A 14379-nucleotide genomic window follows, 5' to 3' on the forward strand; every position below is an offset into this window, starting at 1 on the left:
CAGCCTCATCGCGCTCTCCCCACCACCTCGGTACAGTGGAGCCACAACAACCGCGACACAGGCAGGCCCCATGTTCCTCCCCCAACGACTCCCCGGCCAGGACTGGCTCGGCGTCGTCGTCGCAATCCCGGAACCCTGGGTCACCCAGCTCACTGACCTGCGTCTACGCCTCGGCGATCTGGCCGGCTCGCGCATCCCCGCGCACATCACTCTCATGCCCCCCACGCCCGTCGCGCGCGATGCTCGGGCCGAAGTCATCGACCACCTACGTTCCATCGCCTCACGGCATTCCCCCTTCCGCGTCACCCTGTCCGGCACGGATTCTTTCCGCCCAGTCTCGAACGTCGCATTCATGACGCTGGCAGAAGGAGCGTCAGACTGCACGGACCTCGCCGAGGAGATCCGCTCCGGCCCGCTCGATCACGAAACGCGCTTTCCCTACCACCCGCACGTCACACTGGCACAGGACGTCGACGACATCGCCCTGGACCTTGCTCTCGACATCGGCGCAACCATCGAAGCCTCGTGGATCGTCCCCGGCTTCCGCCTGGATCGCATCGACCCTTCGGGGATCTATTCCTCGATGGCGCTCTTCGATTTCGATGCCTCCGGGCACTAACTTCCCGCCTGCCAAGCTTTCACACGCTGGCGTTCCGGGTGCCGTCGGGCCCACCGGCGTCCCGGGCGGCGCAGCCAGCCCCCATTAATGTCGCATGCAATTCCCCTCCGACTACTTCAAATTTTGAAATCAGACTGTTGGAATTGCAACGTTTTCAGATATTATTGAAACTTCATCCAATCGAATTACATGCGAAATTTTAGGAAACAGTGCGACAGGCCACAGACCCGGTCACCCGCAGGCACGAAAGGCCGCGGCGTCCCGCAGCCCACCCTGGCCCTGCGGCCCCGCCGGCGCCCTCCACGCCGACATGCTCTGACTACTGCGCGCAGCTGTGCAAGATCGACACTCCCCATATCCCCCTCCACAATGGACTTCCAATTTCGCATGCAATTCCCCCGAACCTATTTCAAACCATGAATTTTCATCGTTGGAATTGCAACGTTTTCAGACGTTATTGAAAGTTCACCCAAGTGAATTGCACGCGAAATTTTAGGAAACAGTGCGACAGGCCACAGAAAACAGACCACAGACCAGGTCGCCCGTAGACGCGAAAGGCCGTCGTCGCCCGTAGACACGAAAAGCCGCGGCCCAGAACCCGATAGCCCCAGGCCACGGCCTCGTCGATAAAACGTCAGATCTCGTAGGTCACCGAGACCGGCGCATGATCCGAGAAGCGCTCCGCATATTCGTCGGCGCGGCCGATCTCGAAGGAACGCGCGCGCTCGCCCAGGGCCGGCGTCGCGTACTGGTAGTCAATGCGCCAGCCCGCATTGTTGACGAAGGCCTGACCGCGCCACGACCACCACGAGTAGGGGCCCTGCACGTCGCCGGCCAGGTCGCGCACCGTGTCGCGCCAGCCTTCCTCCACCCACTGGTTGAGGAAGGCGATCTCCTCGTCAAGGACACCGGCGCGCTTGTTGTGGTTCGGCTTCCAGTTCTTGATGTCGGCCTCCGAGCGCACGACATTGAAGTCGCCACACACGAGCGACGAGATGCCCCCGGCTACCTCCTCGGCGAGCAGCTCGGCCATGCGGGCACCGATACGCGGCAAGTGCGCCATCTTCGCCTCCTGCTTGGGAGTGTCCTTCTCGCCCGAATGGAAGTACGCCGAGATGACTCGCACGGGGCTCTCCCCGTCCTCGGAGCGCACGATGGCCTCGAGCCAGCGACCGGAATCCACGTCTGTCTCCGCGTCGTCGAGGACCACGCGAGGCTCACCCTCCAGACTCGCACGGCCGCGTCGCACGGCCACGCCGACGCCCGCGCGCCCCTTGATGCGGCAGGGAACCCACACGCTGTCCCAGGCATCGCCCATGATCTCGCGGGAGATCTCCTCAGGTGCGCGCACCTCCTGCATGAGCAGTACGTCCGTGTCGCTCCCCTCCAGCCACTCGAGGAAGCCACGCTTGTGGGCGGCGCGGATGCCGTTAAGGTTCACGGTCGTCACCGTCAGGGTCATCGTTTTCTCCTTACGCGAGTTTTTCTTCAGTCTAGAGGAACGAGGAGGCGCGGCGAGGAATGGATATCCTCACCGCGCCTCCGTTACGTTCGCGCGCGCCCGCCTCGTTTGCCGAGGCCGCGCACCGCGAGTCAGTTCGCGCTGACTCCCGCCTGGCGTTCGGCCGCCTCGACGACGTTGGTCACGAGGAGGGCCCGCGTCATTGGGCCGACACCGCCGGGATTGGGGCTCAGCCAGCTGGCGACCTCATCCACGCCGTCAGCGACATCGCCCATGAGACGAGCCTTGCCATCCTCGCCCTGCACCCGGCTCACGCCGACGTCAAGGACGACCGCACCGGGCGCCACCATGTCGCGCGTGATGATCCCAGCGGATCCCGCCGCGGCCACGATGACGTCCGCACGACGCACGTGATCAGCCAGGTTGGTAGTGCCCGTGTGGCAGACGTCGACCGTCGCGTTCACTTCCTTGCGCATAAGCAGTAGGCCGATCGAACGCCCCACGGTCACGCCGCGGCCGACGACACACACGTTCTTGCCGGCCAGATCGATCCCATGGCGTTCCATGAGTTCAATGACCGCGCGCGGCGTGCACGGCAGGGGCGAGTCGATGGGACCCGAGCCCCGCAGGACGAGGCGCCCGAGGTTCATCGGGTGCAGACCGTCCGCGTCCTTCGCGGGGTCGATGCGCTCTAGAACGGCGTTCGTGTCGATCCCGCGAGGCAGCGGCAGCTGCACGATGTAGCCCGTACAGGCGGGGTCCGCGTTGAGCTGATCAATCGCGGCCTCCACCTGTTCCTGCGTGGCGTCGGCAGGCAGGTCCACGCGGATCGACTCAGCGCCGATTTCCGCACAGTCACGGTGCTTACCAGCGACGTAGGCGACGGACCCGGGGTCTTCGCCCACGAGGATCGTGCCGAGGCCCGGGACGACCCCGGCCTCGCGCAGACGATCGACGCGTTCTTTCAGCTCCGCCTTGATCGCAGCAGCCGTCGCCTTTCCATCCAGGACCCCTGCGGGGCCCTCCCAGGGAGCCCTCACGATCAGAGCCCGGCGTACAGGGGGTGCTTATCCGTCAGCTTCTTGACGCGAGCGCGCAGGGCGTCCACCTCAACGTTGCCGCCGGACGCGCCCTGAGCCAGGGTCGTGCCGATGATGTCCGCGACCTCGGCAAAGTCCTCGGCGTCGAAGCCGCGCGTCGCGAGGGCAGGAGTGCCGATGCGCAGGCCCGAGGTGACGGCCGGCGGACGCGGGTCGAAGGGGACGGCGTTGCGGTTGACGGTAATGCCGACCTCGTGCAGGAGATCCTCGGCCTGCTGGCCGTTGAGCTCCGACTCGACGAGGTCAACGAGGACCAGGTGGACGTCGGTGCCGCCGGTAACCAGCTTGATACCCGCGTTTTTCGCGTCATCCGCACCCAGGCGCTCCGCAAGAATCTGCGCACCCTCGAGGGTGCGGCGCTGGCGATCCTTGAACTCCTCGGTCTGCGCGACCTTCATGGCGATGGCCTTCGCGGCGATCACGTGCATGAGGGGGCCGCCCTGCTGGCCGGGGAACACGGCGGTGTTGAGCTTCTTGCCCCACTGCTCGCCACGCGAGGACAGGATCATGCCGGAACGAGGCCCGCCCAGGGTCTTGTGGACCGTCGTCGTGACGACGTCGGCGAAGGGGACGGGGTTCGGGTGCAGGCCCGCGGCGACAAGGCCGGCGAAGTGCGCCATATCCACCCAGAGGGCGGCACCAACCTCGTCCGCGATGTCGCGGAAGGCCTGGAAGTCCAGGTGACGCGGGTAGGCCGACCAGCCGGCAATGATCACGCGCGGGCGCTCCGCGAGGGCCGCCTCACGGACCTTCTCGGGCTCGATGCGCATCGTCTCACGATCGACCTCGTAGGCGACTGCCTTGTAGTGCTTGCCCGAGAAGTTCAGGCGCATGCCGTGGGTCAGGTGACCGCCGTGGGCCAGGGACAGGCCGAGGATCGGGTCACCGACGTTCGCCATCGCCATGAGGGCGGCAGCGTTAGCCTGAGCGCCCGCATGGGGCTGAACGTTGACGTAGTCGCCGCCGAAGACCTGCTTCGCACGCTCGATGGCGAGTGACTCGGCAACGTCCACAAACTCGCATCCGCCGTAGTAGCGGCGGCCCGGGTAGCCCTCGGCGTACTTGTTGGTGAGGACCGAGCCCTGCGCCTCGAGGACTGCGCGCGGAACGAAGTTCTCCGAGGCGATCATCTCGAGGGTCTCACGCTGGCGGCCAAGCTCGGAGTCCAGAACGGCCTGAATCTCAGGATCCAGCTGGGCCAGCGTCATGTCATTGAGGGAATCCATGGGGTTCTCCTATTGATCATCCGATGATGGTTGGCAGTGGCCTCTAGCCCAGGCGGGCGGCTATCGATGCCGACGCGTCGCTCCCCGGTGGTGGCCCACCTATTCGCCAGTCACGACACGCTCATCAGTTTATCTCTCGGCGGATTTCTACGCATTCTGCCAAGGTGTCAGCAAGCTACCAGGCGGTCACGGCGCGTTCCGATCGCACGTGCACAACTCGCCAGGTGCACGAAATCACAGCGTTTTTTCGCTTGTACTTAACCCTTTGGTTAGCAACCAAGCTAACCATGTGGATAGACTAGGGTTAACACCTAACGGTGACTGAGTTGCGTCGGGAGCATTTACCTAGTAACTCTCCCGGTCTGGAGCGGTTTTCACCGCTCTAACCGACATGCAGCATTTGAGTTTGAGGAAGTAGAAGGAAGAGGCACAGATGACAACTTTGACGAAGCCCACTGCACGGGCCGCTTCGACGGCCCTCGCGTTCGAGCACGCGTCGGATCTTGCCGCGTCCGCCGACAATGCGATCAAGCGCATGGGCGACTTTTTCGCTGCGCTCATCGGCATTATCCTGCTGACACCGCTCTGGATCATCGTCGCCCTCATGGTGCGCCTCAACGACGGCGGCCCCGCTTTCTTCAAGCAGGAGCGTGTGGGCCTCGACGGAACGACTTTTACCATGTTTAAGTTCCGCACCATGCGAGTGGACGCCGAAGAGCTCAAGGCCTCCCTCATGGAGGCCAATGAAGCCGACGCATCGGCAGGAAATTCTGTCATGTTTAAGATGGCTAACGATCCGCGTATTACGCGCATCGGCTCCTTCCTGCGCAAGACCTCTATCGACGAGCTTCCCCAGCTGTTCAACGTCCTGCGTGGCGACATGTCGCTCGTAGGTCCGCGCCCCCCGCTCCCCAGCGAGGTCGCTCAGTATGAGCCCCGCGTCATGGGCAAGTTCGCCGTGCGTCCCGGCATCACGGGCCTCTGGCAGATCTCCGGCCGCTCGAACCTCTCCTGGGACGAGACCGTCCACCTGGACCTCTCTTACGCCCAGCACCGCTCCCTGACCCTCGACGCGTGGATCATGCTCCAGACCATCCCCGCGCTGCTGCGTCACGAGGGCGCCTACTAAGCCTTTCTCTCCGTGTGTGATTGGGTGTGGCCCGAGCCGATCGGCTCGGGCCACACTTTTATTTGGCGACACCGACAAACTATTCAGTCTCTCTCATCGCGAACTGATAGACACCCGTCGCGGCCACGTAACTACTGGTCATGCAGGTCTTTGGAGTTTGACACCTATATATAGGTAGGCACTCATCCCCAACTCGTATACAACATCGTCAGGCACGCGCTTGGCATTCTGAGGGCCCTACGTTCACTGCACAACCCTTTGCAAACATCTATGGAGGAGCACTGTGAGGCTCGTTGAGCCCCATGAATTCCCCAGCGCACTGAGCTCTCTTCAGCGTCAGAAGCCGTCCATTGCGCTCGCTCGCAAGAGACCCCCACTTGAGGGAACACATGTTCATAAGGACCTGCCCATGACCACCCTGCGAGACACGGGGCGCGCTACACCACCCGCCTTATCCGCCGGACGTGCACGTTCGCCCACCTGGTGGAGCGTGGTCGCACATGCCCGGCTGACGCCAACTGGCAGCGCGACTGATAGACCACCCCTATGCGGATAGGTTATGACGATGCGGATAGGTTAATAAGCTATCCACATACGCGTAACCTATCCACGTGCGCTTAGCCTATCCGCATGCTCGTCATCCATCCACGTGCACGCAGACTCCCTCATCGACGAGAGACCTGTCAGAACACAAGCAGCGCTGGGCATCAGCAGAGACCACCACACGCCAGCAATCGATAACAGCCCAGCAGTGGATGCAACGGAGGCCGCCCCCGCAGGGCCGGCCTCCTTGGCAGTGGCTCACGCCAAATGCCTCATGGACAGTGTCGCGTGAACAGCGTCGACGTCACTCCTCCGCGTCGGAGCGAGGTCCAACGACGAGTCCGAGATCGTCGAAGCTGCCCATGGCCTCGAGCCGAGAAATAAGCTCGGGGGCGTGGGCAACAAAGTCGAGTGCTTCGACGGTGTAGCGCTTGGTGAGGCGCTTGGGTTCGTGGGCGATTCGCCATGCCCAGCCGAGTCGGGCGGCGTGCACCCAGTCCGGGAAGTAGTCGTCTGCTGCCCGTGCGTACTGGTCGATCCACCCGCCCGCGGTGCACACGGAGGCCTCTGGCACGAGTCCGAGCGCAACGGACGCGACGACTTCCTGCAGGCCTGCGCCCAGGCCGACGATCACGAGACGCGGATCGAAGGCGGTGAGCACGGAAGGGTCTGCCTTGAAGCGGCGCAGGCCCTGGTACCCGTCGATGACCTGGACGTTGAAACGTGACAGGCGCTCGGCGGCGGCCTGGCCGGCCTCGGGAACGGCACCGATGAGCGTGATACGGGTGCCGTCGTCGAGGCGGTCGAAGACATGCGGCAGGACGAGGTCGGCGGAGGTGCGAGAGACCTCGTGCCCGGCCGCGCGCAGACGCATCTGCAGCAGGGTTCCATCGAAGCCGACGGTGTTCATGCGCGCGAGCGCACGGAAGTCGGCGTGCAGGAGCGACCAGTGGTTCAGCCATGTGGTGGCGTGCCCTGTGGTGAGCACGCGCTGGGCCATGGCGTCGAATGCGGGGTCGGTAGGGGTGCCGACCTCGCCGGCGGCCTCGCGGAATTCCGGGCCGCCAGCGGGGGTTAACTGGTCAGTCATGGCCTTCACCTCAGCAGGCTTGCTTTCATGTCGAAGGTGACGGATGCAGCGCCCGCGTAGTTGGCGTGCTCCTCGACGGCGATGCGGTTAACGCCGTCCTTGAGGACCTTGCGCGGGACCGTGATGCGCACGAGGTTATCCTTCGCCTTGGCCAGCCCCACGTTGGAGGAGGCTCGCGTGTTGGCGTCGATGGTGCCCTCGGGCATGTTGACTCGCTGGATCTCGGTGCCGTTGACGTAGATCACGGCGCCGTCGTCGACGCGGACGTTGAGGACGACCTCGAAGTCTGCGCTGAGGGTTCCGAAGTTGACGTCACGAACGAAGTAGTTCGTGATGGCTCGGTCCTTGGCGGGCAGATCGAAGGGCGTGCCTGCGTCGCGGTCGCCCCAGCCGAGCGGGCTGGCACCGTGCTTCCACTTGGACAGGTCGGCGGTGGAGTTCCACTTGGCGTCGGGCGCTTCCTTGGAGTTCCAGTAGTTCCAGTACATGCCCGAGTACAGGAAGGGTCCGAAGTTCAGCGCGGACACGTCGAGGACCTCGAGCGGCTTGTCCGGGTCGGGCGTGAGCGGCGGGTTGGGCTGCGGCTCGGGCTGCGGCTCCGGCTCCGGGTCGGGGGCAGGCGCGGGCGCGGGCTCATCGCCCTTGGCGACGACCTTGACCATGCCGTCGATGGTCATCGACGAGCTGGAGCGGTAGTTGAGGTGCGTTTCGACGGCGAGCGTATTCGTGCCTGCGACCAGGGATGACGCGGGAACGAAGACGAGCTGTCGGTCGGCTCGCGCTGCGGGCGTCGAAACGGACGCGGACGCGAAGGTGGAGGCGTCGACAGTTCCATCAGCCATGCGCTGGCGGACGACCTCGGTGCCGTTGACGTACACGACGGCACCATCGTCGGCCGTCACGGCGACGTTCACGCCGCCGATGGCGGCGGGGTCGGCGACCGTGAAGTTGACGCGCGCGTAGGTGGTGACGGGACGCGTCTTGGCTGCACCCGGGGTCAGCGTCGTGTTGAGGCCCGGACCGCCGTAGCCGATCGGAGAAGCGCCGCGGCTCCAGGCGGAGTCGTCGAACGAGGTCTGGGCCCAGTTCTCGGCGACCGGATCGGTCGACCAGTGGTACGCCCAGGTGTCGTCCTCGTCCACGAGCAGCGACGAGTCGTCGGGCTGGGCGGGCTTACCGTTGGAGTTGACCGTGTAGACGTGGGTCGAGGCGCCGCGCAGGCCATCGGAGGCGACGGCGCGCACGAAGAAGCGGTTGTTTCCGCCCAGCGGGACGCTCGCACTGGTGTCCGTGGTCGTGGCGACCGTGCGGTCGTCACGCAGGATCTCGTAGGAGGCAGCGCCGGGCACGCTCGACCACTTGAGGGTCACCTGCTGGGAGTCGCCGCTCGATGCGCGCAGGTTGGCGGGCACGGCGGGTGCGGTAGCGTTGCGCGCAGGCATACGCACGAAGCCGCCGGACCACTGTCCCGAGGTGAGCGACGTGTAGGAGTAGTTGAAGTCGCCGCCGGCCCACAGGGCGCCGTCGTCAGCCATTTCGAGGGCCCACGCGCCAGTGAAGCGCTGGGAAGCGAGGCGGTAGGGGGTCCAGCCGAGCTGGCGGCCCGTGGCCTCGTCCCATCCACCGACCCACTGGATCTCGTCGGCACGCGTCCAGGAGGTGCCCAGCGTCAGGTAGTGGTAGGCGTCCTGGAAGGCGAAGTCGGAGCAGTGGCACGAGGCGTAGACGACACCCGTGGCGGAGCGGGTGGACGCCTGGACGTCTCCGCCGTTCTGCATGGTGATGGAACCCGAGGTGCGGGTCATCGAGTCGGAGTTGTATCCGAAGAGCGAGTGCTGCGAACCACCGAAGTAGACGCGGCCGTTGGCGGCCGTCACGGTCTGCTGGTACTTGCCGATCAGGTAGGAGTGCTGGAAGGTCCAGGACGAGTCCAGCGCAGCGCCGGCGGCGGTGGACAGTCGACCCGCATTTTCGACGACACGGTTGTGGGCGCGGGTGAAGTAGCCGGCCGCGTAGTAGTAGGTCTCGTTTTCGTCGACATCGATATCGATGACGGTGCCGTTGAACTCGGGGTTCCACGTACGGTCGGGCTTGCCGTTGATGTCGAGGCGGGCGCCGTTACGGGCATAGGTCCACGATGCGCCGTTGCCCTTAAAGTGGGTGAAGATGCCGCCCAGGTAGATGTGATCATTGATGATCTTGATGGACTTCACCGAGACGCGGCCGCCGTTCGTTCCAGTGCGGGCCTGGAGGGTCCACGACGGATCGATCTGGCCGGTCGCGGGATCGATCAGGACCGTGCCGACGTGGGTCTCACCATTGACCCGCGTGAAGTCGCCGGCCACGAGGAGCTTACCGCCCGGCAGCTCGGCGAGGTCCTTGACCTGGTTGTTGAAGGAGAACGTCTGACCGTTCCACTCCCCCGTCGTCGCATCGAAGCCGGCGAGGCCGGAGGATGCGATCTCCTGGCCGTTCTTACCCTTTTGCACGCCGGTGAAGTTACCACCCACGTACATGGTCGAGCCGATCTGCTCGAAGGCCTGGACCTGGATATTGCCTTCCTTGTAGGAACCGTTGAGGTTACCGGTCACGCCCCAAGACATCGGGGAGGCGAACTCAGAAGCGGTGGCCTTCTGCTTCTTGGCGGGCGTGCCACCGTCACCGATGGCGCGGAAGCTGGCGTCCGTGGAACGCAGCTGCGGACGCACGTAGGCCTCGGCGTAGGGGTTGATGATCCAGCCGTTGTAGTGGAAGTACGACGTCGAGGAGGACGTGTCGGCCCACGACGTGGCGGCGGGGCCATAGCCCCAACCCATCGTGTACTTGTTCTGCGCGGAGGCGATCAGGTTGACGTATCCCCAGCCGGTGTTCGTGCCAAGTCCGGACCAGACAATGCCGCCGTTCACCCACCATTCGCGGTTGAACTTCACGTCCACGGGGTGGGCGCTCTTAAAGGGCCAGATGAAGTCGCGCATCTTCGGGAAGCGCATGCGCACCGTCTGGTAGGCGCTGCCCCTGTGGTTCCAGGCGCGCTGGACCATGATGCCGTCGTCGAGGTCGGAGACCGCGGTGCCGCCGAGCAGGCCGTTGACGGTTTCGTGCGAGGCCTGGACGACGTCGAAGTCACCGGCTGTGCGCGGGCGGGTCTTGAGTTTCTCCTGGTCGCCCTTCCCTTGGCTCCAGGTCTCCCAGCCTTCGCGGCCGCGTCCGATCATGACCCAGCCACCGCCCTCGGTGGTCTGGTCACAGAAGAACTGACCGGGCGCGTCCATGGTGGGCGTTTGCAGCCAGTAGGTTCCGTCCTTCGAACTGGGGTCATTCTGCTTGATTTCCCAGCACGAGGCCGCTGCTGTGGCCTCGCTCAGACCGTCGTGAAGCGGGTCGGCGGCTGCGTTGGCAGCCGGAGAAAATGCAAGCACGCCCAGACCGGTCACTGATGCCAGTCCGAGCGCCAAGCAACGGCGCATAAAGCTCATGGGGTCCTCACAGGTATTGCGTAAATGGTTACTTCTATAGTGTCACGTTAATCGCCCCCGCTCAACCACTTGGTTAGCGCAAAACGGGAGTGGTTGACCACATACAAGGGAGCCCCCGCCATCACGGCAGGGGCTCCACTTGTCAACCTGGTTCACGAGTTGTCAAGATGCGCTATCAGCAACTCCAACCCCTCGCAAACACAGGCGAAGAAGCACGGTTTTCCGCTATTTTACAAGAGTTGCGTTCAGATCGAAGGTCATCGAGGGCGTTCCCTTGTAGTTGAGATGCTCCTCGACGCCGATGCGATTGACGCCGCTCGTCAAGAGGCTCGCGGGGATGGTGACCTCAAGCAGATCGGAGGACGCCTTGGCCGCGCTCACGGCCGCGTTCGCGTAGGTCGTATGAGTAATGTTTCCATCGGTCATACGTTTCGTGTCGACGACCTTGCCGTTGACCCGCAGGACGGCGCCATCATCCGCGCGCACCTTCACGGTCAGAGAGGTGTTTGCGCTGATCGTACCCAGGTCGATGTCGCGTGCGAAGTAGTACGTGACCGCGCGGTCCTTCTTCGCAATGTCGAGGGCGGTCGCCGCGCCGTCGTCTCCCCAGCCGATCGGGCCGGAGCCGCGGTTCCAGCTCGCGAGCGAGCCGGTGGTGGCCCAGTCGGAGGCCGGCTCGTTCGTGGAGGTCCAGTAGTTCCACTCGGCGCCGGTGTCGATGACCGTGCCGGACTTGACGGTGGCCGCGTTGATCGGCTTCGTCGCATCGTCGGACTCAGTGTTGTGGTCGGAGGGAACAGAGCTGTTGTTCTCCGGCGTGCCATCCACGCGGACGATGGACGCCTGCATGGACACGGTCGGCGTACGCAGGTAGTTGACGTGCGTTTCCACTGCGATGACGTTGTCGCCGGTCTCAAGCGCGGAGGCGGGGACGAAGACCTCGGAGAGCGAAGAGGAGGCCGAGGCGTAGTTGGGCGCAGCGTCGGCTCGGGTCGTGTAGCTGACAGTGCCGGATCCCATGCGGGTGCGGTCCACCTCGACACCGTTGACGTAGACGACGGCGCCATCGTCGGCTAGGTACTTGACGGTGACACCCTTGAGGGCGTTCGCGTCGACCACCTGGAAGTGCGAGCGGTAGTAGGTCGTCACGGGGCGCGAGCCCTTGGTGGCGATCTGGGTCGCGATCGCAGCATCGCCGTAGCCCAGGGGTGCTGCGCCGGTCGGCCACGCGGAGTCGTCGAACGAGGTCTGGGCCCAGTTCTCGGGTGCGGCGCTGGCTTCGGCGCGGTAGCTCCAGGTGGCGCCCGCCCCGAGGAGGATGGGGTTGGCGGGATCGACCTGGCCGTAGGCCGGCGCGGTGTAGACCGGGGTGGTCGCGGAGCGGTTGCCCTCGGCGTCCACGGCGCGCACGAAGAAGCGGTTCTCGCCGCCGCGCGGCACCTCAACACTGGTGGTGTCGGAAGTGGCGATCGGACGATCGTCGCGCAGGACCTCGTAGGAGACGGCGTCCGAGACACCTTCCCAGGCGAGGGTCACGGTCGAGGCGGTGGCCGCAGAGGAACGCAGCAGGGTCGGCGCGTCGGGCGCGACGTTGTCGCGGTTGTCGTAGCGGGCGAAGCCGCCGTTCCACTGGGTGTGCGTGGCGTCGGTGTGGGAGAGGGTGAAGTCGCCACCCACCCACAGGTTGCCGTTGCTGTCAGTGGCCAGGGCCCAGGCACCGGTCTTGCGACGCGAGGACAGCTCGAAGGGAGTCCACTTGAGGCTTTCGCCGGTGGCAGCGTCCCAGGCTCCGACCCACTTGATCTCGTCGACGCGAGACCAGGACATGTTCATAGACCAGGTGTACATGTCCTGGTACGTCGCATCGGAGCAGTGGCAGGAGCCGTAGATGACGCCCTTCGCGGAGACGGTGCTGGCCTGCAGGTCGCCGCCGTTGCTGAACATCATGGCGCCGGAGAGGCGCTGGTTGCTGGCGGCGTCGTAGCCGAACAGGGAGTGTTCGGATCCGCCGATGTACACGCGGTCACCCGCCGTGGAGATGGTCTGCTGATACTTGCCCGCGGAGGGAGCCGAGGGCTCGAAGGAGAAATTCGTGTCGAGGGCAGCACCGGCCTGCGTGGAGAACTTGGCTGCGTACCAGGCGCGCTGGTTGCCATGCGCGGTGGTGAAGTGGCCACCCGCGTAGAAGGCGCTGTTAGCCTCGGACACACCGACTGCCTGGACGGAGCCGCTGATCTCGGGGTTCCACGAGCGATCGGGGCGTCCGCTCAGAGAGACGCGTCCGGCGTTACGGGCGTATACCTTGGAGCTGCCGCCACCCGAGAGGTGGGTGAAGGAGCCACCCAGGTAGACGTTGCCGTCGTAGTAGGTCAGGGCGCGCACGCTCACAGAACCACCGCGCAGCGCGTTGACGACCTGAAGGTCCCAGGAGGGGTCGATCTGGCCGGTCGAGGGGTTGATGACGACGGTACCGACGTGGGTTTCGCCGTTGACGCGGGTGAAGTCGCCGCCGACGAGAAGACGTCCGTCGGGCAGAGCCAGGAGGGCCTTGACCTGGGCGTTAAAGTCGAAGGTCTGGCCGGTGAAGTTACCGGTGTTCACGTCGAAGGCGGCGAGGCCACGCGAGGAGATCTCCGCACCCTTGTCGCCCTGCTTGACGCCGGTGAAGTTGCCGCCCACGTACATGGTGGAACCGACCTGAGCGAGCGCCTGCACCTGGATGCTGCCTTCCTTCACGGAACCGTTGAGGTTACCGCTCACGCCCCACGAGGTCTTCGCGGCGAAGTTGGAGACCGCTCCAGAGACGGTGGAGCCACTCATACCCTCGTCGGGGATGCGCGTGAAGGAGGACGAGTCCGAGGAAATGCGAGGACGCACGTAGACCTCGGCGTAGGGGAAGACCGTCAGGCCGGACTTGCGGAAGTAGGAGTTGGCGGAGGAAACGTCGCCGCCCCAGTTAGAGGCTTGGGCGCCGTAGCCCCAACCCATCAGCCAGCCCGTGGTGCGGGCGCTCGGGTAGGTCTGCAGGCCGTTCCACTCATTGTCATAGCCGGTCTGGCTCCACATGACGCCGGAGCGCCAGCCGCCCTTATCGAGCTGGATGTTGATCGGGTGGGCCATCTTGAAAGGCCACACGAAGTCCGTCATCTTCGGGAACTGCAGGTCGACCGTCTGGTAGGAGCGGCCCGACGCGCTCCACGAACGCATGACGCGCACGCCGTCAGCCTGGTCCTTGACCGGCTCGTTGTTGAGCAGCTCAGTGATGGCCTTGTTGGACAGCTGAACGACATCGAAGTCGCCCGGGGTACGCGAGCGGGAGGTCAGCTTCGCGGGATCACCCTTGCCGCCGCTCCAGGATTCCCATCCTTCGCGACCGCGGCCAACCATGACCCAACCGCCACCATCTGTCGTCTGGTCACAAAAGAACTGTTCGGGGTGATCCATCGCGGGAGTCTGGAGCCAGTAGGCTCCGTCCGTTGCCTCGGGATTCCGCTGTTTAATATCCCAGCACGACGCTGCGGCGGTGGCAGCACTCAGACCATCATGAACGGCAGCCTGACCGGGTGCAGAATCCCCTTGACCTGCACCAACAGCCTGTGCCATCGGAGCGAGTGCGAGGGAAGCGCAGGCGACAATCGGCGCGGTTGCAAGGATTGCAAGGCGCGAAAGTGCGGAAGCCATGACACGACCTTTCGGAGATAACCGGAACTTGTTGCATAAATAATTACACAACA

8 protein-coding genes and 1 riboswitch are annotated in these 14379 nt (G+C 64.6%); of the genes, 2 read left to right on the plus strand and 6 right to left on the minus strand.

Going from position 1 to position 14379, the window contains the following annotated elements; all coding sequences use genetic code 11:
- Positions 1-70 precede the first annotated feature (70 nt).
- Positions 71-619, plus strand: a complete 549-nt coding sequence (locus O3684_RS02135; RefSeq protein ID WP_500063382.1) for a 2'-5' RNA ligase family protein — start codon at positions 71-73, stop codon at positions 617-619.
- Positions 620-1253: 634 nt separating this feature from the next.
- Here the strand turns inward: O3684_RS02135 and O3684_RS02140 are convergent.
- The 3 genes from O3684_RS02140 to glyA all read right to left on the minus strand — a co-directional run bounded on the left by O3684_RS02140 (position 1254) and on the right by glyA (position 4407).
- A complete protein-coding gene (locus O3684_RS02140) occupies positions 1254-2081 on the minus strand; it encodes an exodeoxyribonuclease III (protein ID WP_500064816.1) in 828 nt (275 codons plus the stop codon).
- 131 nt (positions 2082-2212) lie between these two features.
- The gene (locus O3684_RS02145) at positions 2213-3121 is read right to left on the minus strand and encodes a bifunctional methylenetetrahydrofolate dehydrogenase/methenyltetrahydrofolate cyclohydrolase (RefSeq protein WP_500064817.1); all 909 of its coding nucleotides are present in this window, start codon (positions 3119-3121) and stop codon (positions 2213-2215) included.
- A 2-nt stretch (positions 3122-3123) separates the two neighbouring features.
- Positions 3124-4407, minus strand: coding sequence for a serine hydroxymethyltransferase (glyA, locus tag O3684_RS02150; RefSeq protein ID WP_500063385.1), 1284 nt, complete (start codon positions 4405-4407; stop codon positions 3124-3126).
- Between the two features lie 39 nt (positions 4408-4446).
- Positions 4447-4531, minus strand: a riboswitch (ZMP/ZTP riboswitch).
- Positions 4532-4840: 309 nt separating this feature from the next.
- On the opposite strand from glyA, the gene O3684_RS02155 reads away from it, so the two are divergent.
- Complete coding sequence (locus O3684_RS02155; RefSeq protein WP_500064819.1) at positions 4841-5536, plus strand: sugar transferase; 696 nt, start codon at positions 4841-4843, stop codon at positions 5534-5536.
- A gap of 847 nt (positions 5537-6383) precedes the next feature.
- On the opposite strand, the gene O3684_RS02160 is transcribed toward O3684_RS02155, so the two are convergent.
- The 3 genes from O3684_RS02160 to O3684_RS02170 form a co-directional block, all read right to left on the minus strand.
- A complete protein-coding gene (locus tag O3684_RS02160; RefSeq protein WP_500064821.1) occupies positions 6384-7169 on the minus strand; it encodes a WecB/TagA/CpsF family glycosyltransferase in 786 nt (261 codons plus the stop codon).
- Between the two features lie 5 nt (positions 7170-7174).
- Entirely contained in the window at positions 7175-10645 is a 3471-nt protein-coding gene (locus tag O3684_RS02165) for a fibrinogen-like YCDxxxxGGGW domain-containing protein (RefSeq protein ID WP_500064822.1), read from the minus strand.
- A 225-nt stretch (positions 10646-10870) separates the two neighbouring features.
- Positions 10871-14326: a fibrinogen-like YCDxxxxGGGW domain-containing protein gene (locus O3684_RS02170; RefSeq protein ID WP_500064824.1), complete on the minus strand. Its 3456-nt coding sequence runs from the start codon at positions 14324-14326 to the stop codon at positions 10871-10873.
- Between the last annotated feature and the right edge of the window lie 53 nt (positions 14327-14379).

The organism is Pauljensenia sp. 20925_1_27 (genome assembly GCF_041432835.1).
Classification (GTDB): domain Bacteria; phylum Actinomycetota; class Actinomycetes; order Actinomycetales; family Actinomycetaceae; genus Pauljensenia.